We start from the raw sequence: 23,181 nt of genomic DNA, 5'->3' as shown, positions 1-23,181 counted from the left end.
AACCCGATCACCAACGGAAACCCGATCATGAGCGTCAACGACACCGATGGCAGCGGCGGCAGCCTTTACGCGGGCCGGATCCCCATCTTCCCGCGCCGCGTGAAGGGATTCTACCGCTCGCTCAAATGGTGGATCATGGGCATCGCCCTGGGCATCTACTACGTCACGCCCTGGCTTCGCTGGGACCGCGGCCCCGAGATGCCCGACCAGGCGGTGCTGGTCGATCTGGCGCACCGGCGCTTCTTCTTCTTCTGGATCGAGATCTGGCCGCAGCAGTTCTACTACGTCGCCGGGCTGCTGATCATGGCGGGGATCGGGCTGTTCCTGTTCACCTCGGTGGCGGGGCGCGTGTGGTGCGGCTACGCCTGCCCGCAGACGGTGTGGACCGACCTGTTCATCATGGTCGAGCGCTGGATCGAGGGCGACCGCAACGCGCGCATCAAGCTGGTCAAGCAGCCCTGGAACGCGCGCAAGATCCGCCTGCGCCTGACCAAGTGGACGGTCTGGCTGCTGATCGCCCTGGCCACGGGCGGCGCTTGGGTGTTCTACTTCGCCGACGCGCCCACCCTTGCGCGCGACCTGATCAGCGGTCAGGCGCATCCGATCGCCTACACGACGATGGCGATCCTGACCTTCACCACCTTCTTCTTCGGCGGCTTCGCCCGCGAACAGATCTGCATCTACGCCTGCCCCTGGCCGCGCATCCAGGCGGCCATGATGGACGAGAACACCCTGACGGTGACCTACAAGTATTGGCGGGGCGAGCCGCGCGGCAAGCACCGCAAGCGCGAGGGGGCCGAGAAGCTGGGCGACTGCATCGACTGCGGCGCCTGCGTGGCGGTGTGCCCCATGGGGATCGACATCCGCAACGGCCCGCAGCTCGAATGCATCACCTGCGCGCTGTGCATCGACGCCTGCGACGAGGTCATGGCCCGCATCGGCAAGCCCCGCGGCCTGATCGACTACTGCACCCTGGCCGACGAGATCGAGGAGCGCGAGGGCCGACCCCACACCAAGCCCATGTGGCGGCGCATCATCCGCCCGCGCGTGGTGGTGTATTTCACCCTCTGGGCCGGCATCGGCCTGGCGATGCTGGCGTCGCTCTTCATGCGCGACAGCATCGATCTGAACGTCGCGCGCGACCGCAACCCGACCTATGTCATGCTGTCCGACGGCACGGTGCGCAACGGCTACACGATCAAGGTGTCGAACCAGAATCACGAAACGCGCACCTTCCGTCTGTCCTTCCATGCCGAAGATCCGGCGCATCCGGGCCGCCCCTATCCGCTCGAGGCGCGCATCCAGGGCAGCGACACGCTGACCTTCGACGTTCCCGCGGACAAGAAGCGCAGCCTGCGCATGTTCCTGACCACCTTGCCTTTCGCGGTGATCCGGCCCAGCGTGGACGTCGAGATCTGGGTCGAGGACCTCACGACCCACGAACGCGCCAAGGCCGAAACCAAGTTCCTCGGCCCGAAGCTGGAGCAGCTGCCATGAACGGACGCGACGCCCCCCCGCGCGGCGGGCGCCCGCTGACGGGGCGCAAGGTGCTGGCGATCTTCGTCGGCGCCTTCGCCGTGATCATCGGCGTCAACGTCTACATGATGACCCGCGCCATCGAGGGCTTTCCCGGCCTTGTGGTCGACAGCCCCTGGGTGGCGGGCCAGAACTTCGACGCCCGCCGCGCCGCGCAAGAGGCGCTGGGCTGGCGCGCCGAGACGTCCTGGCGCGATGGCGCGCTGCTTGTGCGCATGCGCGGGGCCGACGGCGCGCCGGTGGCGGGGCTGAACGTGCAGGCGCGGGTCGGCCGCCCGGCCACCAACGCCGAGGACCGGGTGCTGGACCTGGCCGAAACCGCCGAGGGCTACCGCGCCGAACTGCCCCTGGCGCCGGGCGCCTGGCGCGTCGAGGTGCACGCGCGCGGCGCCGCCGAGGCCGATTACCGCGCCACGGCGCAGATCCTCGTGCCGATCGCCGAGGGCGCGCGATGAGCATGGCCGCCGACGCGCCGCCCCCCGCCGCGGGGGCCTGCTGCCCGACCGGCGCGGCGGTGACGGCGGCGGGGACGGCGGGGCTCGAGCGCTGGGCGCGGCAGGTGGCGCCGGGGCGCATGCGCATCGAGCTCATGACCCCCGAGGCCCATTGCGCCGCCTGCATCGCCACCATCGAGCGCGGCCTGAACGCCTCGCCGGGCGTGCTGTCGGCGCGGCTCAACCTGTCCTCGCGACGGGTGACGGTCGAATACGACCCCGCGCGCACGGGCCCTCAGGGGCTGGTCGAGGCGCTGGCGGGTCTGGGCTATCAGGCGCGCCCCTTCGACGCCGACGCGCTGCGCGCCATCGACCGCGACGAGGAGGGGCGCGAGCTGCTGGCCCGCCTTGCGGTGGCGGGCTTTGCGGCGATGAACGTGATGCTGCTGTCCGTCTCGGTGTGGTCGGGCGCGGCCGACGCGACGCGCGATCTGCTGCACTGGATCTCGGGGCTGATCGCGCTGCCCGCCGCCGCCTTCGCCGGCGCGCCCTTCTACCGCTCGGCCTGGAGCGCGCTGCGCGCCGGGCGCATCAACATGGACGTGCCGATCTCGCTGGCCGTGATCCTGGCCGCCGGGATCAGCCTTTACGAGACCGCGCGCTCGGGCGAGCACGCCTATTTCGACGCGGCGGTGTCGCTGCTCTTCTTCCTGCTGCTGGGCCGCTACCTCGACCACCGCACGCGGCGCGCGGCGCGCATGGCGGCGGCCGAGCTGGCGGGGCTTCAGGCGCGCTCGGCGGTGCTGATCGAGAATGGCGAGCGGCGCGTGATCCCGGTGGACGATCTGCGCCCCGACGACGTGGTCGAGATCCCGCCGGGCGAGCGCGCGCCCGCCGACGGCGAGGTGCTCGACGGGCTGTCCGACGTGGACCGCTCGATGCTGACGGGCGAAAGCGCGCCCGAGCCGCTGGGGCCGGGGGCCGAGATCCACGCCGGCATGATCAACCTTTCCGCGCCCTTGCGCATGCGCGTGACGGCGGTGGGCGACCAGACGCTTCTGGCCGGCATCGCGCGCATGATCGAGGCGGCCGAGCGCGCGCGCACCCGCTTCACCCGCTGGGCGGACGCGGCGGCGCGCATCTATGCGCCGCTTGTGCATCTGGCGGCGCTGGCGGCGCTGATCGGCTGGCTGGCGGCGGGGGCCGAGCTGCGCCAGGCGGTGATGATCGCGGCGGCGGTGCTCATCATCACCTGCCCGTGCGCGCTGGGCCTTGCGGTGCCGGCGGTGCATGCGGCGGCGGGCGGGACGCTGTTCCGGTCGGGCGTGTTCCTCAAGGACGGGGCCGCGCTCGAAACGCTGTCGCGCGTGGACATGGCCGTGTTCGACAAGACCGGCACGCTGACCCTGGGCGCGCCGCGGCTGGTCGACGGCCCCGAGGACCCGCATCAGTGGGCCGCCGCGCTGGCGCTGGCGCAGTCGAGCCGCCACCCCTTCGCCCGCGCGCTGGCCGAGGCGGCGCGCGCGCGCGCCGTCGCGCCCGCCGCGGTCGAGGAGCTGCGCGAGGTTCCGGGCTGCGGCGTCGAGGGGCGCGTGGGCGGGCGCATCGCGCGCCTTGGCCGCGCCGACTGGTGCGGCGGCGCCGAGCCCGAGGGCGCCGAGACCTCTTCCGTCTGGCTGCGCCTGGGCGATGAGGCGCCGGTGCGCTTTGCGCTGGAAGATCCGCTGCGCGAGGATGCGGCCGAGGTGGTCGCCGAGCTGCGGCGCATGGGCCTCGAGGTGCGGCTGTTGTCGGGCGACGCGCCGGGGCCGGTGCGGCGCGCAGCGCGCGGCGCCGGGATCGACGCGTTCGAGGCGGGCATGACCCCGGCCGACAAGCTGGCGCGCCTCGAGGCCTGGCGCGCCGAGGGGCGGCGGGTGCTGATGGTGGGCGACGGCATCAACGACGCGCCGGCCCTGGCGGCGGCCGCGGCGTCGATGTCGCCGGCCGAGGCCGCCGACGTCAGCCGCGCCGCGGCGGGGCTGGTCTTTGCGGGGGCGCGGCTGGCGCCGGTGACGCGGGCGCTGCGCGTGGCGCGCGCGGCGCGGCGGCGCGCGATCGAGAACTTCGCGCTGGCCGCCGTCTACAACATGATCGCGGCGCCGGCGGCGATGATGGGGTTGGTCACCCCCCTTGTCGCGGCGCTGGCGATGTCGTCCTCGTCCATCGTGGTGACGCTGAACGCCTTGCGGCTGAGGAACGCGCGATGACGGTTCTGCTGGTGCTGATCCCGATTTCGACGGCGCTGGGCTTTGCGGGCCTGTGCGCCTTTCTGTGGAGCTTGCGCGCGGACCAGTATCGCGACCTGGAAGGCGACGCGGCGCGCATCCTGTTCGACGAGGACGACAAGCCGCGTTCGTGATCGCGGCGCGCGCTCAGAACAGGAAGTCGTCCGCGCTCAGCAGTCCGGCCGCGCCGGCGACCGTGACCTCGACGTCGGCGAAGGCGAACACCGCGTCGGCGCCGGCGTCACGGATGCTCAGGTCCGCCGGCGAAATTCCCGCTTGGCTCAGGTCGAACGCGTCGCTCGGGCCGAAATCGAGCACCAGGTCGCGCCCGTCGCCCGGAGCGAAGACGAAGCGGTCGGCGCCCGCGCCGCCGCGCAGCGTGTCCTGGCCGGGGCCGCCGCGCAGCGTGTCGGCGCCGCCGCCGCCCACCAGCAGATCCGCGCCGCCGCCGCCCAGCAGCAGGTCGCGCCCCGCGCCGCCGCGCAGCGCGTCCGCGCCGGCGCCGCCCTGCAGGCGGTCGGCGCCGTTGCGCCCCCACAGCGCGTCCTCGCCCCCGCCGCCGAACAGCTTGTCGCGCCCCGCGCCGCCGTCGAGCGCATCGGCGCCGCCGCGCCCGGTCAGGCGGTTGGCCCCCGCGTTGCCCGTCAGGCTCTGGGCGCCGGCCATGCCCTCGGCGTCGATGTCGTCGGTTCCCAGCAGGGCGATGGCGCGCACGTTCTCAAGCGCGGCGACGCTGACCGAGGCGCGCAGGGCGCCGTCATCGGCCAGATCGACCTTCACATTCGCGCTTGCGACCTCGAGCGCGACGCGCACCGGCGCCGCAAGGCCGCCGCCCGAGAAGCTCAGCTCGACCGGGCCCTGCGCCGCGATCTGGTATCCGCCCGCCTCCCAGCTGAGCGTCTGGGCGCCCGAGACGGCGACCTGCACGCCGCCGCGTCCCTCGCCCATGTCATAGGCGCCGTCGCCGTCGGCGTCGTCATGGATGACGCCCAGGATCATCGGCGTCGAGCCGAAGCTGACCCCCAGATTCTGCGTGAGCACATAGGGCCCCACCTGGCCGGCGCCCGCCGCGCCCTGCGTCACGCCCACGCCCATTTCCATGAACGCGCCGCCAAGCAGGTTGTGGCGATGCCCAGCCGGGTCCTGCATGCCTCCGGGGCCGACGCCCCAGTCGATGACCATCGCGGCGTGGCCATGTTCGGGCGAGTCGACATAGGCGAACACGTTCTCGCCCAGGCGCAGGTAGTCGTAGCCGACCGCTTGGGCGCGCCCGCCCAGATCGGGCTCGAGCCACGCCCCGTCGCGCGACACCCGGTGGCTTTGCTGGTTCTCGTCGCGCATCAGCTCGGAATGCGCCAGGGCGGCGTCGGCCAGGCTTTCGCTCCAGGCCAGCGGAGCGACCGGGGAGAGCGCGTCAAGCGCGGCGCGCAGCGCGTCCATGTCCACCTGGAAATAGCGCAGCGCGCTGCTCACGGCCGGATCCGCCGCGCTTCGCGAGGCGGCGTCCGCTATCAGCCGGTCGAACTCGCCCCGCGGGTCCAGGCGGAACGCGTTCGTCAGCTCCATGATCATCTGTTCGAACGCGCCGGGAACGGCCATTCGATCACCCCTTCACATCCCTGCCCGGGCCGCAGTGTGCGCCTCAAACGTATACGAAGGCTTACCCCGGCTCAGAGCCAGCCCGCCGCGAAATACCCCGCGAACAGCAGCAGCCCCGCGTTGCGCGCATCGCGGAACAGCGCGAGGCAACGCGCGGGGTCGTCCGGGTCGAGTCGGCGCAGCTGCCAGGCCAGGCGCCAGCCGAAGGCCCAGCTGCCCGCGATCGCCGCCAGCGGCGCCAGGCCGCCGCGCTCGACCGTCGCCAGCACGCCGGCCGTCATCGCGCCCGTCGTGGCCAGGATCAGGAAGACCAGCAGCGCGCGGCCCGTATTGGCGCCGAACAGGCGCGCGGTGGACTTCACGCCGATCAGGGCGTCGTCCTCCTTGTCCTGATGGGCGTAGATCGTGTCGTAGAAGATGGTCCAGGCGATCAGCGACAGGTAAAGCGCCGCCGGCGCCGCCGCCAGCGCCCCCGCATGCGCCGCCCAGCCCAGAAGCGCGCCCCAGTTGAAGGCGATGCCCAGGAACAGCTGCGGCCACCAGGTCACGCGCTTCATGAACGGGTAGATCGCCACCGGCGCAAGCGAGGCGATCCCGAGCGCGATGGCGAAGCCGTTGAAGGTCAGCAGGATGGCGAAGGCGGCCAGCGCCTGCGCGGCCATCCAGATCGCCGCGGCGCGCACGCTGACCTGCCCCGAGGGGATCGGCCGCGAGCGCGTCCGCGCCACCTGCGCGTCGATGCGCCGATCGGCGATGTCGTTCCAGGTGCAGCCCGCGCCGCGCATCAGGAAGGCGCCCGCGGCGCAGGCGACGAAGATCCAGGCGTCCTTCAAACCCCAACCGGCCGGATCGGCCGCGCAGGCCAGCGCCAGGCCCAGCCAGCAGGGAATCAGCAGCAGCCATGTGCCGATCGGCCGGTCCGCCCGGCTCAGCCGCAGATAGGGGCGCCACGGGGCCGGCGCCAGCCGGTCGACCCAGTTGTCGGGGGCGGCGTCGGCGACCCTTTCGTCGGCGCCCGCCATGGGGATATCGTCCGAGGGAATCATGGAGGGCGTTATGACAGACCGTGCGGCGAAAATCAGGCTTTTCGTCGAGGCTCCGCTTCAGGCCGGCGCCGAGGTTCCGCTGTCGCAGCCGCAGGCGCATTACCTGTTCTCGGTCATGCGCCGCGAGGCGGGCGACGCGGCGCTGGTCTTCAACGGCCGCGACGGCGAGTGGCTGGCCGAGATCGTCCGCGCCGGCCGGCGCGCGGGCGCGCTGGTCTGCCGCGAGCGCACGCGCGCGCAGGAGCGGCCCGCGGATCTCGAGCTGCTTTTCGCGCCGGTCAAGAAGGCGCGCACCGACTTCATCGTCGAGAAGGCCGCCGAGCTGGGCGCGGCGCGCGCGGTTCCGGTCTTCACCCGCTTCACGAACGCCGAGCGCGTGCGCCCAGAGCGCCTTCAGGCCATCGCCATAGAGGCCGCCGAGCAGTGCGGGCGCACCAGCGTGATGCAGGTCGCCGCGCCGCGCCGGCTGGACGAGCTGCTCGACGGCTGGGATCCCGCCCGCCGCATCATGTTCTGCGACGAGCGCATGACCGCCCCTTCGGCCGCCGCCGCGCTGGCCGAGGCGGGGCCCGGGCCATGGGCGGCGCTGATCGGCCCCGAAGGGGGCTTCGCCGAGGACGAGGCCCGCAGGCTGCGCCAGATGCCATGCGTCGTGCCGGTCACGCTGGGGCCGAGGATCCTGCGCGCCGACACGGCCGCCGCCGCCGCGCTGACCTTGTGGCAAAGCGTCCTGGGCGACTGGCGATGAGCGGCGCGCCCCGCCGCCCCGATCCGCCGGTTCCCCTGCGCCCGCCGGGGCGAACGCCGCGCGGCGCGCCGGCGCTGGCCTCGCCCGCGGGCGCGGGCGGCGCGGCGGCGGCGCGGCGCTGGATCGAGCCGGCCATCGCCGGCGCCCTGTCCGCGGGGGCGCTGTGGCTCGGGGGGCGCACGCTCGGCCTTGCCGGGCCGATTCACGGCTGGATCGGCTGGCCCCTTCTGGCGTTGGGCGCGGGGCTGGGACTGTGGTTCTGGGCGGCCGTGCAGCGCGCGCGGCTGCAGGGGGCGGGCGGCGGCGCGTCCGCCCCCGGCCTGGTCGAGGTGGACGAGCGGCGCATCGTCTACATGGGGCCGGTCCATGGCGGGGCGGCGGCGCTCGAGGCCATCGCCGCCATCGACGTTCTGGGCGGCGCCGATCCCGTCTGGCTGCTGCGGCTGAGCGACGGAAGCCGCCTGGCCATTCCCGCCCGCGCGCATGGCGCCGAGGCGTTGCCCGAGGCCTTCGCCGCGCTGCCGGGCTTTTCGACCGCGCGCGCGGCGCAGGCGCTGGCGGGCGCGGGGCGGCGGCGGGTCTGGCGTCGCTGAGGGCGGCCTTTGGCGGTTGCCGCCCGCGCGCGCGCTGGCTAAAGCTGGCGCGACGGCGGGCTTTGCCCCCAACGGCACCATTGCGGAGGCGCGCGGCGCATGTCCATTCCCCAAACCGGCGGCGGGCCGATCGAGCGCTACGAGCAGCTCGTCGAGTATTTCGAGCAGGGCTGCAAGCCCCCCGAAAGCTGGCGCATCGGCACCGAGCACGAGAAGTTCGGCTATTGCGTCGATACGCTCAAGCCGCTGCCCTATGACGGGCCGCGCTCGATCCGCGCCATGCTCGAAGGGCTGCGCGACCGCTTCGGCTGGGCGCCGGTGCACGAGGCCGGCCATCTGATCGGCCTCGAGAAGGACGGCGCCAACATCTCGCTCGAGCCGGGCGGCCAGCTCGAGCTGTCGGGCGCGCCGCTCGAGACCATTCACCAGACCTGCGACGAGGTGAACGAGCATCTGCGGCAGGTCAAGTCGGTGGCCGACGAGATCGGCGCCGGCTTCATCGGCCTTGGCGCGGCGCCCATCTGGCGGCACGAGGACATGCCCGTCATGCCCAAGGGCCGCTACCGGCTGATGACCGACTACATGGACCGCGTGGGCACGCACGGAAAGCAGATGATGTATCGCACCTGCACCGTGCAGGTGAATCTGGACTTCGCCTCCGAGGCGGACATGGTGCGCAAGTTCCGCGTCGCGCTGGCGCTGCAGCCGGTGGCGACGGCGCTGTTCGCCAACTCGCCCTTCTTCGAGGGCAAGCCGACGGGGCATCTGAGCTGGCGCTCGCGCATCTGGCGCGACCTCGACCCGAGCCGCACGGGCATGCTGCCCTTCGTGTTCGAGCCGGGCATGGGCTTCGAGCGCTACGTGGAATACGCGCTCGACGTGCCGATGTATTTCGTCTACCGCGACGGCGTCTACATCGACGCGCTGGGGCAAAGCTTCCGCGACTTTCTCGAAGGCCGGCTGCCCGCGCTGCCGGGCGAGAAGCCGACCGTGTCGGACTGGGCCGACCATCTGACCACCATCTTCCCCGAGGCGCGGCTCAAGCGGTATCTCGAGATGCGCGGCGCCGACGGCGGCCCCTGGCGGCGTCTGTGCGCGCTGCCGGCGCTGTGGGTCGGGCTGCTTTACGATCAGGCCTCGCTCGACGCCGCGTGGGAGCTGTGCAAGGGCTGGACGGCCGAGCAGCGCGAGGCGCTGCGCGTGGACGCGTCGGTCAGGGGCCTGAAGGCCGAGATCGCGGGGCGCAGCCTGCGCGACGTGGCGCGCGACGTGCTCGAGCTGTCGCGCGCGGGCCTTGCGCGGCGCGCCCGCCCGGGCGCCGGGGGGCTGATCCCCGACGAGACGCATTTCCTCAACGCGCTGCACGAGATCGTCGAAAGCGGCAAGACCCCGGCCGAAGAGCTGCTCGAGCGCTGGCAGGGGCCGTGGAAGGGCGATCTGACGCGGATCTACGCCGAATACAGCTATTGAGCCGCCCCCGGCGGGCGTTCAGCCCGCCGGCGCCTCGGGCGGCGGGCGCACCCCCGCGATGCGCCGCGCGATGAGCAGCGTCAGCGCCCCCAGAAGCGCAAAGGCCGCCATCTGCGCCGGCGTGGTCGTCAGCCCGGTGACCAGCAGGTTCGTCGCCAGCAGGAACAGCGCGCCGGCCGCCGCGCCCGCCAGCGCGAACGCGCCGGCCGAGCGCCGGCGCGTCGCCCACAGCGCCAGGATCGCCGCCAGTCCGAAGCTGCCCATGAAGGCCAGCAGCGCGCCCAGCGCCGACAGGGCGACGATGGCCGTCTGCTCGCGCACCGCGCCGCCGTCGGACAGGTTCAGACCCGCCACCACGAAGCCGACCAGCCCGGCCGGGATCGCCGCCAGCGCGGGGCTCAGCGCCAGCGCCGCCAGAAGCCGAAGCCTTGGCCGGCGCACCTGCGAAGGCCACCAATCGTTCGAGAAAACCGCCATCGCCGCACGCTAGATCACGGCCGCCGTCCTGTCCAGCGGGCCAGCCGGCCGGCCGCCATGACGCCAAGGCGCATGGCCGCGGCCGCCGCCGCGGCGGCCCCGCCAAGCAGCTTGGCCCAGCCGGTCAGCTCGATCAGCAGCGCGCCGCGCCCCGCGCCCCAGGCCGACACGACCGCCACCGTCAGCGTCAGCGCCGCGCCGCCAAGCGCCGCGCTGATCGCCGTCTCGGCCCAGCCGAAACGCCCGCGCCGCCGCGCCAGCGCCCGCGCCGGCGGCATGACCGCCAGCGCCCCGAGCAGCCAAAGGTTGAGCGCCGCGCCGAGCGCGCCGAATGGCGCGAACACGTCCCAGCGGCCCAGCCCGGTCAGCGCGGCGAAGGGCGGCAGCGTCAGCGCCAGCAGCGCCGCCGCGCCCGCGCCCATGAGCGCGGCGGGCAGGGCCGCGCCGGCGGCCAGGGCGGCGGGCAGCCATGCGGCGGGCGGCTCGGGGGGCGTTTCTGGGGTCGTTTCGGGGGTCGCTTCGGGGGGCGACTTGGCGGGCGACCTGGAGGCGCGAGGGGCCGCGTCGTGCGCGGGCGCGCTCCGGACCTGGCGGGGCTCTGCCGCACACGGGACATCGTCGCGCGTAGCCGCGCGCTGGAGATCGTCGCGCGTAGCCGCGCGCTGGAGATCGTCGCGCCGCGTGCCGCGCGTGGCCTCGTCGCGCATGGCCGCGCGTGGGGCGTCATCGCGCCGAGCTGCGTGCAGGGCGTTATCGCGCCGAGCCGCGCGCAGGGCTTCGTCGCGCGTTGCCGCGCGCGGGGCTTCGTCGCGCGTCGCCGCGCGCGGGGCTTGGTCGTCCCGGGCGGCGTCCGGCGGCCTGGTCTGCGGCGCGGGTTCGGGGTCGGGCTGCGCCAAGGGGCGGCTCCTGCGGGGCGAAGATGGAAGCAAGGGCATGGGCGGCGCGCTCAGGCCGCCGCGCCGCCCACGGTCAGCCCTTCGATCAGCACGGTCGGCTGGCCGACGCCGACCGGCACCCACTGGCCGGCCTTGCCGCAGGTCCCCATGCCGGGGTCCAGCGCCATGTCCGATCCCAGCATGCGGATGCCGCGCAGCGCCGTCGCGCCGTCGCCGATCAGCGTGGCGCCCTTGACCGGGTGCAGGATCTTGCCGTTCTTCACCCGATAGGCCTCGGTGCACGAGAACACGAACTTGCCGTTCGTGATGTCCACCTGGCCGCCGCCGAAATTCACCGCGTAGATGCCGTCGCGCACGGCAGCGACGACCTCCTGCGGGTCGGCGTCGCCGCCCAGCATGATGGTGTTGGTCATGCGCGGCATGGGCGCGTGGGCGTAGCTTTGCCGGCGCCCGTTCCCGGTCGGCGCGACGCCCATCAGCCGGGCGTTCTGGCGGTCCTGCATGTAGCCGACCAGGATGCCGTCCTCGATGAGCGTGGTGCGCCCCGAGGGCGTGCCCTCGTCGTCGAAGCTGATCGAGCCGCGGCGGTCGGGAATCGCGCCGTCGTCCACCACCGTCACGCCGGGGGCGGCGATGCGCTGGCCCATCAGCCCGGCGAAGGCCGAGGTCTTCTTGCGGTTGAAGTCGCCCTCCAGCCCGTGGCCGATGGCCTCGTGCAGCAGGATGCCGGGCCAGCCCGGGCCCAGAGCCACCTCCATCTCGCCGGCGGGGGCCTCTTGGGCCTCGAGATTGACCAGCGCCTGGCGCAGGGCCTCGTCCGCAAGGGCCTGCCAATGCGCGGGTTCGAGCATGTCGGCCGCGCCGGCGCGGCCGCCGCCGCCCGCCGAGCCGCTTTCGCGCCGGCCGCCCTGCTCGACGATCACGGTGACGTTCATGCGCGCCAGCGGCCGCGCGTCGCGCAGGCGCAGCCCCTCGGGGCGCAGGATCTCGACCTCCTGCATCGAGGCGGCGAGGCTGGCGGTGACCTGCACCACGCGCGGGTCGCGGGCGCGGGCGTAGGCGTCGATTTGCGCCAGGGCCTCGATGCGGCGCTCGAAGGCGACCCCCTCGAGCGGGTCGCGGTCGCCGTAAAGCCGCCTGTTCGTCGCCGGCGGCGGCGCATCCAGCGCGACGGTTGCGCCGCCGCCGCGCGCGGCCAGGCGCGCGGTCTGGGCCGCGCGGCGCAGGGCCCGCTCGCTGATCTCGGTCGAGTGCGCGTATCCGGCGACCTCGCCGCAGACCGCCCGCAGGCCGAAACCCTCGCCCGCGTCGTAGCTTGCGGTCCTGAGGCGGCCGTCGTCGAAGACGAGCGATTCGGATCGGCGGCGCTCGACGAACAGCTCGCCATCCTCGGCGCCCGCCGTCGCCTCGCGCAGAATCGCCAGCGCCCTGTCGGGATCGAGGGCGCTTTCGAAGGGGCGGAAGCGGTCTTCGGAGGTCATGCGGATCCTTTCTGACGGCGCCGCCGCGGCGGGTGCGACCGATGGTCGCTGGCGGCGGCGGCAATTCGTTGCACCTGAAACTCAGCGCGTGCCTTGCCTGCGACAGTGCAGTAAGGGAATATCCAAGGCAACTGACTGCAGCGCGCCTTGCCATGGGGGCCGACCCCGCGGCAGGGTCGCGCGCGCCCACAACAAGATGGGGAACGACATGCGGATTGCAAAGACTGCGGCGGCGACGGTGCTCGGCATGCTGGCGGCTGGCGTCGCCTGGGGGCAGGAGAATGTGGGCATGCCCGTTCCGGGCGGCACTTCGCTGCAGCCCGCGGCCACCGAGGTGGCGCGCGACCTGCACTGGATGGACAACTTCCTGCTCTACATCATCGCGGCGATCACGCTGTTCGTGATGGCGCTGCTGCTGATCGTCATCATCCGCTTCAACGAGCGCGCCAACAAGACGCCGGCGCGCTTCACGCACAACTCGCTGCTCGAGGTGGCGTGGACGCTGGTTCCCGTCCTCATCCTGGTCGCCATCGCCGTGCCGTCGCTGCGCCTTCTGGACAAGCAGGTGACGATTCCCGACGCCGACGTGACCATCAAGGCGACCGGCAACCAGTGGTACTGGTCCTACGCCTATGCCGACGAGGGCATCGAGTTCGACAGCTTCATGGTCGGGTCGGGCTTCAAGGACTTCGACACGGCCATGGCCGATCCCGACGCGGCCGAGCTGATCAAGAAGACCGGCACCACGCGCGAGACCTGGCTGCTGCAGACCGACACCGAGGTCGTGGTGCCCGTGGGCAAGGTGGTGCGTCTGCTGACCACCGGCGCGGACGTCATCCACTCGTGGGCGATGCCGGCCTTCGGCGTGAAGATCGACGCGGTTCCCGGCCGCCTGAACGAGAGCTGGTTCCGCGTGGACAAGCCCGGCCGCTACTTCGGCCAGTGCTCGGAGCTGTGCGGCAAGGACCACGCCTACATGCCGATCGTCGTGCGCGCCGTGCCGCAGGACGAGTATGACGCCTGGGTGCGCAAGACCCGCGAGCAGCTGGCCGCGGCCGACGCGCCGCTGCGCCTGGCCTCGGCCCGCTGAGCCGCGCCCCGGCGCGCAAGCCTGAACCGGAGTGCAGATGACCGACGCATCCATCATCCGCCCGCGCGAGGCCGACCCCGAGTTCGGCGACTACGTCGCGCTGCTCAAGCCGCGGGTCATGTCGCTGGTGGTGTTCACCGCCATCGTCGGCCTGGCCGCGGCGCCGTCGGGCGTGCATCCGGTCATCGCCTTCGCGGCGCTGCTGTGCGTGGCCGTGGGAGCGGGCGCGTCGGGCGCGCTCAACATGTGGTGGGACGCGGACATCGATGCCCAGATGGCGCGTACGCGCGGCCGGCCCGTGCCCTCGGGCCGCGTCGCGGCGGGCGAGGCGCTGGCCCTCGGGCTGGCGCTGTCGGTGCTGTCGGTGATGATGCTGGCGCTGTTCGCCAACTTCGTGGCGGCGGGGCTGCTGGCCTTCACCATCTTCTTCTACGCCGTCATCTACACCATGTGGCTCAAGCGCGCGACGCCGCAGAACATCGTCATCGGCGGGGCCGCGGGCGCGCTGCCGCCGGTGATCGGCTGGGCCATCGCCACGGGCGGGGTCTCGTTCGAGGCGCTGCTGATGTTCGCGCTGATCTTCATGTGGACGCCGCCCCATTTCTGGGCGCTGGCGCTGTTCCGCAACGAGGATTACCGCCGCGTCGGCGTGCCCATGATGCCGGTCACCGCCGGCCCGCGCGCGACTCGCGCCCAGATCTTCGCCTATGCCGCGCTGCTGGCGCCGGTGGCGCTGGCCCCGGCCTTCACGCAGGTGGGCGGATGGGTCTATCTGGCCGTGGCGGCGGCGCTGAACCTGCGCTTCGTGCAGCTGGCCTGGCGCGTGCGGCGCCGGAGCGAAGCCGAGGCCGAGGCCGACGGATACGCCGCCGAGAAGAAGCTGTTCGGCTTCTCGATCGTGTATCTGTTCGCGCATTTCGCCGCCCTGCTGGTCGAGGCGGCGATCCGCGCGGCGACCGGCGCGGCCGCGCCTTTCGCGCTGATCTGAGGGACGGGCGATGATCGTCAAGGAAGAGCACGAGCTGCACAAGCGCCGCCGCCGCCGCAACCTGGCGCTGGGCGGCGTGCTGCTGGCCTTCGTGCTGCTGGTGTTCGCCGTGACCATCGTCAAGCTGGCCAACGGCCAGATGATCAAGGCTTTCTGACATGGACCGCAACCGCCGCACCGTGCTGGGTCTTGTCCTGCTGGTCGCCGTCATGGGCGGGCTCAGCTTCGCGGCCGTGCCGCTCTACAACTGGTTCTGCCGGGTGACGGGCTTCGGCGGCGAGGTGTCGGTGGCCGAGCAGGCCCCCGACCGCGTGCTGGACCGCACCATCAAGATCCGCTTCGACGCCAACAAGGAAAAGGGCATGGCCTGGACCTTCCGCCCCCTGACCAGGGAGGTGGAGCTGCGCATCGGCGAGACGGGCATGGCCTTCTACGAGGCCTCGAACCCCACCGACCGGCCGATCGCCGGGCAGGCCAGCTACAACGTGGCGCCCTTCTCGGCGGGCGGCTACTTCACCAAGATCGAGTGCTTCTGCTTCACCGAGCAGGTGCTCCAGCCGGGCGAGACGGTGCAGATGCCCGTGACCTTCTACGTCGATCCCGAGATCGTGGACGACCCCGAGGCGAGCAAGGTGCACACCATCACGCTCAGCTACACCTTCTACGAGATCGACCTGCCCGAGGGCGCCGCCGACGGCGCCTCGGCGACCAACTGACCCGACAGGCGAGACCGAACGCGACGAGGACCCCGCGAGGAGACGAGCAAATGGCCCATCAGAAGAACCATCCCTATCAGATCCTGCCGCCCAGCCCGTGGCCGTTTCTGGGCGCGTTCGGCGCCTTCGTGATGCTTTACGGCGCCGTGCTGTTCTTCCACGACCGCGGGCCGTGGATCATGACCGTCGGCCTGCTGCTGGTGCTCTACACCATGTATGGCTGGTGGAGCGACGTCATCCGCGAAGCCATGGCCGGCGAGCACACGCCCGTCGTGCGCATCGGCCTGCGCTACGGGGTCATCCTGTTCATCACCTCCGAGGTGATGTTCTTCGTCGCCTGGTTCTGGTCCTTCTTCAAGCACGCGCTCTACCCGATGGGCGAGATCGTGGGCTTCTCGGTCGAGCCCGGCGTCTGGCCGCCCGCGGGCATCGAGACCTTCGACCCCTGGCACCTGCCGCTGATCAACACGCTGATCCTGCTGGCCTCGGGCTGCTTCGCCACCTGGGCGCACCACGCCATCGCCCATGACGGCGACAACCGCACCATGGGCAACGCCCTGGTCGGCGCCGTGCTGCTGGGCATCCTCTTCACCATCACCCAGGCCTACGAATACAGCCACGCCTCCTTCGGCTTCGCCGGCAACATCTACGGCGCGAACTTCTTCATGGCGACGGGCTTCCACGGCTTCCACGTCATCGTCGGCACCATCTTCCTGGCGGTGTGCATGTTCCGCGCCTTCGCGGGCCACTTCACCAAGGAGGCCCATGTCGGCTACGAGGCGGCCGCCTGGTACTGGCACTTCGTCGACGTGGTGTGGCTGTTCCTGTTCGCCGTCGTCTACATCTGGGGCGGCTGAGCGACATGAGCGAAGACGACCGCGCCGGCGCGCTGACGCCGCTTCAGGCGGCGCTGCGCCGGCGCTGTCCGCGCTGCGGGCGGGGGCGGCTGCTCGAAGGGTTCCTTCGCGCCGCCCCCGTTTGCGAGTCCTGCGGGCTGGACCTGCGCCCCTACGACGCCGGCGACGGCCCGGCCTTCTTCGCGGGCGCGCTGGCGGGGCTGGGCGGCGTCGGCGCCGTCGCCCTCAGCATGCTGGCTTTCGACGCGCCGGGCGCCTGGCCGGTGGCGGCGGGCATGGCCGGGGCGATCGTCGGCGGGCTTGCGCCGTTGCCCTTCCTCAAGTGCTTCTTCATCGCTCAGGCGTGGCGCAAGGCCGCCCGCCGCTGAGAAGCGGAGTTTCCTCATGGCCCGATCGCGCGCCGCATCGCTGGTTTTCGCCATCGTCCTCGGGGCGGTCGGCGCCGCGATCCTGGTGGGGCTTGGAACCTGGCAGCTGCGGCGCCTGGCGTGGAAGGAGGGCCTGATCGCCACCCTCGAACAGCGCCTTTCGCAGCCGCCCGCGCCGCTTCCGCAAAGGCCGGTCGAATCGCGCGACGAGCATCTGCGCGTGCGCGTCGAGGGCGCGCGCCTGGACGGTCCCCGGAACGAGCTGCACGTGCTGACCTCGCTGCCGCCGCACGGGCCGGGCTTTCGCGTGATCGTGGCGTTCGAGACCGATGACGGCCGGCGCATCTTGGTCGACCGCGGCTTCGTCCCCGAAAGCCTGAAGAACGCGCCCCGCCCGGGCGGGCGCGAAACGGTGACGGGCGCCTTGCTGTGGCCGGACGAGGGCGGTGCGCGCCTGCCGCCCGACGCGGCGCGCGGCATCTGGTTCGCGCGCGACGTGCCGGCCATGGCCCGCGCGCTCGACGCCGAGCCGGTTCTGGTGGTGGCCGAGACCGCGCCCGAGGGCGTCGAGTGGCCCAAGCCGCAGCCCGTCACCGTGCGGCTGCGCAACGATCATCTGCAATATGCGGTGACCTGGTTCTCGCTGGCGGCGGTCTGGCTGGGCATGACGGCGGCCTTCATCCTGCGCATCCGCCGCGACGGGCGCGCCTGAGCGCCTCACGCATCCTTCACGCAGTGTTGCGTCGCCTTGAATGGCCGCCGGCGCCGGCGCGCGCGATGCTTGGGCGGACGGGCCGCGCCCATGCGCGGCGCCGCTTCAAGCAGGGAGGAGTCCACATGATTCGCATCGCCATTCTCGCCGGCGGGCTTGCCGCGGCGGCGTCCGCGGCCGCGGCCGAGGAATGCGCCGCCGGCAAGCCGCGCGACCAGATGACCTATGAAGACGCGCAGGCCGTCTACGCCTGTCTCGAGGACAAGATGCTGCGCGGCTACATGACCGGACCCAAGCGCTGGGTCCCCGAACGATTTGTCGCCGAGTATCGCGGCTGGACCCGCGCCAGCAACCTTCCGGCCGATCCCGGCTTTCACGGCGGGCGCTATCTGCTGACCTACGTCAATCCGGTCGGGGCCGCGACCTATCTGCGCTTCGAGGAAGAGGGCGTGAAGATGCCGCCGGGCAGCGTCATCGCCAAGGAAAGCTTCTCGATCGACGAGCAGGGCAAGGCGGCGCCGGGGCCGCTCTTCATCATGCAGAAGGCCGAGCCGGGCGCCTCGCTGCAGACGGGCGACTGGTATTACATGATGGTCGCCCCGAACGGCGCGCCTCAGGCGGTGGACGTGATGACCGCGTGCAACGCGTGCCACCAGAACTACGCGGATCAGGACTACATGGCCTATCCGGTGGAGGAGGTGCGCGCGCGCTGACGCGCCGGCGATCGGGCCTGAGGGGAAGGGGGGATGGTACCGACGCCCCGGCTCGAACGGGGGACCCCTAGATCCACAATCTAGTGCTCTAACCAACTGAGCTACGTCGGCACTGGCGGCTCAAATACCCTCGCCGGCGGCGCAATGCAAGACCCGCTTGCGCCTCGGCGCGGCAGGTCGTAGCACCTGCGCAGGAGGATTTCGCGCATGGGCATCGACAGCGAAAGCGACATCGCGGCCAACCTGCAGATCGGGCCGACGACCGAAGGCATGGTCCGCATCTATGTCGAGGGCGAGGGGATCGAGCTGCCGCTCGATTTCGACCCCGAAGAGGCCGAAGAGATCGCCGACGAGCTGCGCATGGCCGCAGCCAAGGCGCGCGCGGTGCGCAAGGGGCCCAAGGGCGGCAAGGGCCGGCGCTGAGCGCGGCCGGGCTCAGTCCTCGCCGCTCAGCGAATCGAAGGCCGCCGCGCCCGGATCGAGCGCCGCGCGCAGACGCCGCGCCGCCGCCATGGCCAGGCGCAGGGTCAGCGCCTTGCGCCGCGCGGGGGGCAGGGGGCGCGGCGCGGGCAGGCGAATCAGCTCGGCGCCGTAGCCGTCGGCGATGAGCAGGCCCTCATCCTCGGGCAGCGCCTCGTGCGGGAAATCGGCCGGAGCGGCGAAGGCGAACAGGTCGCACCACGCCAGATAGCCGCGCCATTTCGCGTCGGCGCGGAAATCGGCCAGGCTGGATTTGCACTCCACGATCCAGATGCGCCCGCGCGCGTCGACTCCCATCACGTCGGCGCGCAGCCGCGCCTCGGGCGCGAACTCGGTCACCGGCGCGATTCCCGCGCTCAGCATGTAGCGGCACACCCCGCGGGCCAGCAGGGCGCCGGGGCGCGGCGGCGCGTCCTGGGTCATGCGCTCGGACATGGCGCGCAGGCTGCGCGCCGGCGCGCGTCGCGTCAAGCGCGGCGGGGCGCGTGCTGCGCCGCAGCGTAATTTTATCAATTGATAAAAAAACGGACCGGCGCCAATCTCGAATCAGAACAACGACCACAGGGAGAGTCGCATGACGCATCCGAGCCTGACGCCAGGGATCGTCCCGGGACGCCTGAGCGCCGAAGAGATCGCGGCGAACTTCGCCGACCTGCATCCGCCGCTCTCGGATCACGAGGCGCATGTCGAGGCGGACCGCTGCTATTTCTGCCACGACGCGCCTTGCGTGACGGCGTGCCCGACCTCGATCGACATTCCGATGTTCATCCGCCAGATCGCCGCCGACAACGCCAAGGGCGCGGCGCGCACGATCTTCGAGCAGAACATTCTGGGCGGCATGTGCGCGCGCGTCTGCCCCACCGAGCAGCTGTGCGAGGAGGCCTGCGTGCGCCAGACCGCCGAGGGCGACCCGGTCAAGATCGGTCGCCTGCAGCGCTACGCCACCGACGCGATGATGGCGGTCAACGCCCATCCCTTCGAGCGCGCCGCCCCGACCGGCAAGCGCGTGGCCGTGGTCGGCGCCGGCCCCGCCGGGCTGGCCTGCGCGCATCGTCTGGCGATGAAGGGGCACGAGGTGGTGGTGTTCGACGCGCGCCCCAAGCCGGGCGGCCTGAACGAATACGGCATCGCCGCCTACAAGACCGTCGACGGCTTCGCCCAGGCCGAGGTGGATTGGCTGCTGCGCATCGGCGGCATCGAGATCCGCACCGGCCAGCGCCTGGGCGCCGAGATCTCGCTCGAGGCGCTGCGCGCCGAATACGACGCGGTGTTCCTGGGCATCGGCCTTGGCGGCGTGAACGCGCTGCGCGTCGAGGGCGAAGACGCCGAGGGCGTGCGCCCGGCGGTCGAGTTCATCGCCGATCTGCGCCAGGCGCAGGACCTGAGCAAGCTGCCCATCGGGCGCGACGTGGTGGTCATCGGCGGCGGCATGACCGCCATCGACGCCGCCGTTCAGGCCAAGGCGCTGGGGGCCGAGAACGTGACCCTGGTCTATCGCCGCGGCCGCGAACGCATGAGCGCCTCGCGCTACGAGCAGGACCTGGCCGCCTCGCGCGGGGTGGTGCTGAAGTTCAACGCCCGCCCCGTGCGCATCCTTGCCAATGGGGCCGCGCGGGCGGTCGAGTTCGAATACGTCGCCGAGGGCCCCGACGGGCTGCGCCCGCTGGGCGAGACCTTCACCCTGCGCGCCGATCAGGTCTTCAAGGCCATCGGCCAGACGCTGGTCCCGGTCGAGGGGCTGGCGCTCGAGGGCGGCAAGATCGCCGTGACCGGCGCCGGGCGCACCTCGCTCGACGGGGTGTGGGCGGGCGGCGACTGCGCCGCGGGCGGCGACGATCTGACCGTTACCGCCGTCGCCGAGGGCCGCGACGCGGCCGAGGACATCCACGCCAAGCTGATGGAGGGCTGAGCCATGGCCGATCTGCGCACCGACTTCGTGGGCATCAAGTCGCCCAACCCCTTCTGGCTGGCCTCGGCCCCGCCCACCGACAAGGAATACAACGTGCGCCGCGCCTTCGAGGCCGGCTGGGGCGGCGTGGTGTGGAAGACGCTGGGGCTCGATCCGCATGTGGTCAACGTCAACGGCCCGCGCTACGGCGCGATCTGGGGCCCGGACCGGCGGCTGATCGGGCTCAACAACATCGAGCTGATCACCGACCGTCCGCTCGAGGTGAACCTGCGCGAGATCAAGGCCGTCAAGCGCGACTACCCGGACCGCGCGATGATCGTCTCGCTGATGGTCCCGTGCGAGGAGGAGTGCTGGAAGGGCATCCTGCCGCTGGTCGAGGAGACGGGCGCCGACGGCATCGAGCTGAACTTCGGCTGCCCGCACGGCATGTCCGAGCGCGGCATGGGCTCGGCGGTGGGGCAGGTGCCCGAATACATCGAGATGGTCACCCGCTGGTGCAAGCAGGCCACCCGCATGCCGGTGATCGTCAAGCTGACGCCCAACATCACCGACATCCGCCGCCCGGCGCGCGCGGCCAAGGCCGGCGGCGCCGACGCCGTGTCGCTGATCAACACGATCAACTCGATCATGGGCGTGAACCTTGACGATTTCAGCCCCGAGCCGTCGATCGACGGCAAGGGCAGCCATGGCGGCTATTGCGGCCCGGCGGTGAAGCCCATCGCGCTCAACATGGTGTCCGAGATCGCGCGCGATCCCGAAACGGCGGGTCTGCCCATTTCGGGCATCGGCGGCATCACCACCTGGCGCGACGCGGCCGAGTTCATGGCCCTGGGCGCGGGCAGCGTGCAGGTGTGCACCGCGGCCATGACCTATGGCTTCCGCGTTGTGCAGGAGATGATCTCGGGCCTGTCCGGCTGGATGGACGAGAAGGGCCACCGCACGCTGTCCGACATCGTCGGGCGCGCCGTGCCCAACGTCACCGACTGGAACCAGCTCAACCTGAACTACGTCGCCAAGGCGAAGATCAACCAGGATCTGTGCATCAAGTGCGGGCGCTGCTACGCGGCGTGCGAGGACACCTCGCATCAGGCCATCGCCATGAAGGACGGCCGCGTCTTCGAGGTCATCGACGAGGAATGCGTGGCGTGCAATCTGTGCGTCAACGTCTGCCCGGTCGAGGGCTGCATCGACATGGTTCCGCTCGCCCCGGGCGAGGTGGACCCGCGCACCGGCAAGGTCGTGTCGGGCGAATACGCCAACTGGACCACGCATCCGAACAACCCGGCGGCCAAGGCCGCCGAGTGAGGCGGGAGAAGGCCCCGGCGGCGATCTGCGCCGGGGCCTGCGACGGTGCGGCATCCGTGCGGCGCGCGGTCGCGCGGGCGCCGCAAGGGCGCGCCGGCAAGGGCCGCGGGCAAGGCCAGCGGCTCAGGCTTGGCGACTGCGGGCGCGGCGCGCCTGCGCGGGGCGAGCGCGGCTCGGGGCTGAATCCAAGGACGAAGCGCCGAGGCAGCGGGGGCGGACGCTCGGCCCGTGGGCGGCGTCCTCTTGACCTGCGCGCCTCGGCGCGGGAACAAGCGGCATGAGCGCGCGTCATTCGTCCAACCCATGCCTTTGGGCGCCGATCCATGTCGTCCCTGGCCGCCGGCCTTGCGGGGGCGGCGGTGCGCGGCGCGCCGCGCCCACAGCCCCTGCGCGGCGCCCGGGCGGCCCCCGCACGGACCGTGCGCAGGCCGAGCGCGGCGCATGAGGGCGGCGCCCCGGACCAAGGCGCCCGGCGCCTGGCTGCGCGCGGGCGGCGGGCTGCGCGTCCGACGCGCGCCCGGCCCCGGCGCGGGCGCAGGAAAGGGCGCCCGATGAGCGCGCTTCATGCCTCGGTTCCGCCCGGCGCCGAGCGGCGCGAGGCGCTGCGCGGCCATGCGGCCATGCTGGCCTTCGCCGCGATCGTGTCGGGCTCGTTCACCCTGGGCGCGCTGGCCGCGCCGCATCTGCCGCCCGAGGCGCTGAACGTGGCGCGCTTTGCGCTGGCGGCGGCGGCGCTGGGGGCCATGGCGGCGGCCGGGCCGGGGCTGCGGCTGCGCCAGCTGGCGCAGCCCTGGAGGTATGCGCTTCTGGGCGGAACGCTGGCGGTCTATTTCGTCCTGATGTTCGTGGCGCTGCGCATCGCCTCGCCCGTCTCGACGGGGGCGGTGTTCACCCTGACCCCGGCCATGAGCGCGGTCTTCGCCTGGGCGCTGCTGGGCCAGCGCACCGACCGGCGCGTGGCGCTGGCGCTGGCGCTGGGGGCGGCGGGGGCGAGCTGGGTGATCTTTCGCGGCGATCTGCGGGCGATGATGGCCTTCGAGATCGGCCGCGGCGAGGCGATCTTTCTGGTCGGCTGCGCGGCGCATGCGCTCTACACGCCCATGGTGCGGCTGTTCAAGCGCGACGAACCCCTGCTGGCCTTCGCCTTCTGGACGACGCTTGCCTGTTTCCTGGCCATCCTGGCCTATGCGCTGGCCACCGGCGCGCTGGCGGCCGTGCGTTGGAGCGCGCTGCCTCCGATCGTCTGGGGCGCCATCGCCTATCTGGCCCTGATGGCCAGCGCGACGACCTTCGTCCTTGTCCAGTTCGCGGCGCTGCGCCTGCCCGCGGCCAAGGTCATGGCCTATGGCTACGTCACGCCCAGCTTCGTCATCCTGTGGGAGGGGCTGCTGGGGCATGGATGGCCGGCGGCGTCAATCCTGGCCGGCGTGGCGGCCACCGCCTGCGCCATGCTTTTTCTGCTGCGCGGCTGAGGGGGTCGGCCCTTTCTCGCGCGC

General features: G+C 72.2%; 25 protein-coding genes and 1 tRNA gene. 19 read left to right on the top strand and 7 right to left on the bottom strand.

All coding sequences use genetic code 11. From position 1 onward, the window contains the following. Positions 1-27 precede the first annotated feature (27 nt). Genes ccoG through ccoS form a run of 4 tightly spaced genes read left to right on the top strand, consistent with a single transcriptional unit; the run spans position 28 to position 4,371 of the window. Positions 28-1,497, top strand: a complete 1,470-nt coding sequence (gene ccoG / locus BMW67_RS11490; protein ID WP_072747810.1) for a cytochrome c oxidase accessory protein CcoG — start codon at positions 28-30, stop codon at positions 1,495-1,497. Then, on the top strand, positions 1,494-1,991 hold the full coding sequence (locus BMW67_RS11485; RefSeq protein WP_072747689.1) for a FixH family protein: 498 nt from the start codon (positions 1,494-1,496) through the stop codon (positions 1,989-1,991). Before ccoG ends, BMW67_RS11485 begins: the two co-directional genes overlap by 4 nt. Continuing rightward, a complete protein-coding gene (locus tag BMW67_RS11480; protein WP_072747688.1) occupies positions 1,988-4,219 on the top strand; it encodes a heavy metal translocating P-type ATPase in 2,232 nt (743 codons plus the stop codon). Before BMW67_RS11485 ends, BMW67_RS11480 begins: the two co-directional genes overlap by 4 nt. Next, on the top strand, positions 4,216-4,371 hold the full coding sequence (gene ccoS / locus BMW67_RS11475; RefSeq protein ID WP_072747687.1) for a cbb3-type cytochrome oxidase assembly protein CcoS: 156 nt from the start codon (positions 4,216-4,218) through the stop codon (positions 4,369-4,371). Before BMW67_RS11480 ends, ccoS begins: the two co-directional genes overlap by 4 nt. Before the next feature lie 13 nt (positions 4,372-4,384). Here the strand turns inward: ccoS and BMW67_RS11470 are convergent, their stop codons facing one another. Together BMW67_RS11470 and ubiA are read right to left on the bottom strand one after the other, a co-directional pair. Continuing rightward, positions 4,385-5,836, bottom strand: coding sequence for a CAP domain-containing protein (locus BMW67_RS11470; protein ID WP_072747686.1), 1,452 nt, complete (start codon positions 5,834-5,836; stop codon positions 4,385-4,387). 71 nt (positions 5,837-5,907) lie between these two features. After that, positions 5,908-6,858: a 4-hydroxybenzoate octaprenyltransferase gene (ubiA, locus tag BMW67_RS11465; RefSeq protein ID WP_170258986.1), complete on the bottom strand. Its 951-nt coding sequence runs from the start codon at positions 6,856-6,858 to the stop codon at positions 5,908-5,910. Between the two features lie 34 nt (positions 6,859-6,892). On the opposite strand from ubiA, the gene BMW67_RS11460 reads away from it, so the two are divergent. From BMW67_RS11460 to BMW67_RS11450, 3 genes are all read left to right on the top strand, one after another. Next, positions 6,893-7,630, top strand: coding sequence for a 16S rRNA (uracil(1498)-N(3))-methyltransferase (locus BMW67_RS11460; protein ID WP_072747684.1), 738 nt, complete (start codon positions 6,893-6,895; stop codon positions 7,628-7,630). Beyond that, positions 7,627-8,223, top strand: coding sequence for a hypothetical protein (locus BMW67_RS11455; protein ID WP_083581397.1), 597 nt, complete (start codon positions 7,627-7,629; stop codon positions 8,221-8,223). The genes BMW67_RS11460 and BMW67_RS11455 overlap by 4 nt, the downstream gene beginning before the upstream one ends. Positions 8,224-8,322: 99 nt before the next feature. Beyond that, a complete protein-coding gene (locus BMW67_RS11450; RefSeq protein WP_072747683.1) occupies positions 8,323-9,693 on the top strand; it encodes a glutamate--cysteine ligase in 1,371 nt (456 codons plus the stop codon). Positions 9,694-9,711: 18 nt separating this feature from the next. Here BMW67_RS11450 and BMW67_RS11445 read toward each other — a convergent pair whose 3' ends face one another. The 3 genes from BMW67_RS11445 to tldD form a co-directional block, all read right to left on the bottom strand. Then, a complete protein-coding gene (locus BMW67_RS11445) occupies positions 9,712-10,170 on the bottom strand; it encodes a hypothetical protein (RefSeq protein WP_072747682.1) in 459 nt (152 codons plus the stop codon). A gap of 14 nt (positions 10,171-10,184) precedes the next feature. Further along, on the bottom strand, positions 10,185-10,592 hold the full coding sequence (locus tag BMW67_RS15590) for a hypothetical protein (protein ID WP_125459036.1): 408 nt from the start codon (positions 10,590-10,592) through the stop codon (positions 10,185-10,187). Positions 10,593-11,116: 524 nt separating this feature from the next. Then, the gene (tldD, locus tag BMW67_RS11435) at positions 11,117-12,547 is read right to left on the bottom strand and encodes a metalloprotease TldD (protein WP_072747680.1); all 1,431 of its coding nucleotides are present in this window, start codon (positions 12,545-12,547) and stop codon (positions 11,117-11,119) included. Between the two features lie 208 nt (positions 12,548-12,755). Here tldD and coxB point away from each other — a divergent pair, with 208 nt between their 5' ends. From coxB to BMW67_RS11400, 8 genes are all read left to right on the top strand, one after another. Next, positions 12,756-13,637: a cytochrome c oxidase subunit II gene (gene coxB, locus BMW67_RS11430; RefSeq protein WP_083581396.1), complete on the top strand. Its 882-nt coding sequence runs from the start codon at positions 12,756-12,758 to the stop codon at positions 13,635-13,637. Between the two features lie 37 nt (positions 13,638-13,674). Continuing rightward, a complete protein-coding gene (gene cyoE, locus BMW67_RS11425) occupies positions 13,675-14,625 on the top strand; it encodes a heme o synthase (protein WP_072747678.1) in 951 nt (316 codons plus the stop codon). Between the two features lie 10 nt (positions 14,626-14,635). Continuing rightward, the gene (locus tag BMW67_RS15750; protein ID WP_170258985.1) at positions 14,636-14,782 is read left to right on the top strand and encodes a hypothetical protein; all 147 of its coding nucleotides are present in this window, start codon (positions 14,636-14,638) and stop codon (positions 14,780-14,782) included. A 1-nt stretch (position 14,783) separates the two neighbouring features. Beyond that, complete coding sequence (locus BMW67_RS11420; protein WP_072747677.1) at positions 14,784-15,341, top strand: cytochrome c oxidase assembly protein; 558 nt, start codon at positions 14,784-14,786, stop codon at positions 15,339-15,341. Between the two features lie 50 nt (positions 15,342-15,391). Next, a complete protein-coding gene (locus tag BMW67_RS11415) occupies positions 15,392-16,198 on the top strand; it encodes a cytochrome c oxidase subunit 3 (protein WP_072747676.1) in 807 nt (268 codons plus the stop codon). A gap of 5 nt (positions 16,199-16,203) precedes the next feature. Beyond that, positions 16,204-16,566, top strand: a complete 363-nt coding sequence (locus BMW67_RS11410; RefSeq protein ID WP_083581394.1) for a DUF983 domain-containing protein — start codon at positions 16,204-16,206, stop codon at positions 16,564-16,566. Between the two features lie 16 nt (positions 16,567-16,582). Continuing rightward, complete coding sequence (locus tag BMW67_RS11405; protein ID WP_072747675.1) at positions 16,583-17,278, top strand: SURF1 family protein; 696 nt, start codon at positions 16,583-16,585, stop codon at positions 17,276-17,278. Between the two features lie 125 nt (positions 17,279-17,403). Next, a complete protein-coding gene (locus BMW67_RS11400; protein WP_072747674.1) occupies positions 17,404-17,991 on the top strand; it encodes a cytochrome P460 family protein in 588 nt (195 codons plus the stop codon). Between the two features lie 34 nt (positions 17,992-18,025). Here the strand turns inward: BMW67_RS11400 and BMW67_RS11395 are convergent. Then, a tRNA-His gene (locus BMW67_RS11395) sits at positions 18,026-18,102 on the bottom strand. A gap of 96 nt (positions 18,103-18,198) precedes the next feature. Between BMW67_RS11395 and BMW67_RS11390 the strand changes: the two genes are divergently transcribed. Further along, complete coding sequence (locus BMW67_RS11390; RefSeq protein ID WP_072747673.1) at positions 18,199-18,414, top strand: DUF6324 family protein; 216 nt, start codon at positions 18,199-18,201, stop codon at positions 18,412-18,414. A gap of 12 nt (positions 18,415-18,426) precedes the next feature. Here the strand turns inward: BMW67_RS11390 and BMW67_RS11385 are convergent, their stop codons facing one another. Next, entirely contained in the window at positions 18,427-18,942 is a 516-nt protein-coding gene (locus BMW67_RS11385; RefSeq protein WP_245728516.1) for an MmcB family DNA repair protein, read from the bottom strand. A gap of 103 nt (positions 18,943-19,045) precedes the next feature. On the opposite strand from BMW67_RS11385, the gene BMW67_RS11380 reads away from it, so the two are divergent. The 3 genes from BMW67_RS11380 (at position 19,046) to BMW67_RS11370 (ending at position 23,157) form a co-directional block, all read left to right on the top strand. Beyond that, a complete protein-coding gene (locus BMW67_RS11380; protein ID WP_072747672.1) occupies positions 19,046-20,380 on the top strand; it encodes an NAD(P)-dependent oxidoreductase in 1,335 nt (444 codons plus the stop codon). Positions 20,381-20,383: 3 nt separating this feature from the next. Continuing rightward, the gene (gene preA, locus BMW67_RS11375; RefSeq protein ID WP_072747671.1) at positions 20,384-21,685 is read left to right on the top strand and encodes an NAD-dependent dihydropyrimidine dehydrogenase subunit PreA; all 1,302 of its coding nucleotides are present in this window, start codon (positions 20,384-20,386) and stop codon (positions 21,683-21,685) included. Positions 21,686-22,236: 551 nt separating this feature from the next. Beyond that, positions 22,237-23,157, top strand: coding sequence for a DMT family transporter (locus BMW67_RS11370; protein ID WP_072747670.1), 921 nt, complete (start codon positions 22,237-22,239; stop codon positions 23,155-23,157). Positions 23,158-23,181 lie beyond the last annotated feature (24 nt).

Source organism: Oceanicella actignis, from assembly GCF_900111545.1.
GTDB lineage: Bacteria > Pseudomonadota > Alphaproteobacteria > Rhodobacterales > Rhodobacteraceae > Oceanicella > Oceanicella actignis.
The sequence above is the reverse complement of the archived record's forward strand: the minus strand, read 5'-3'. Positions and strand labels throughout refer to the sequence as shown.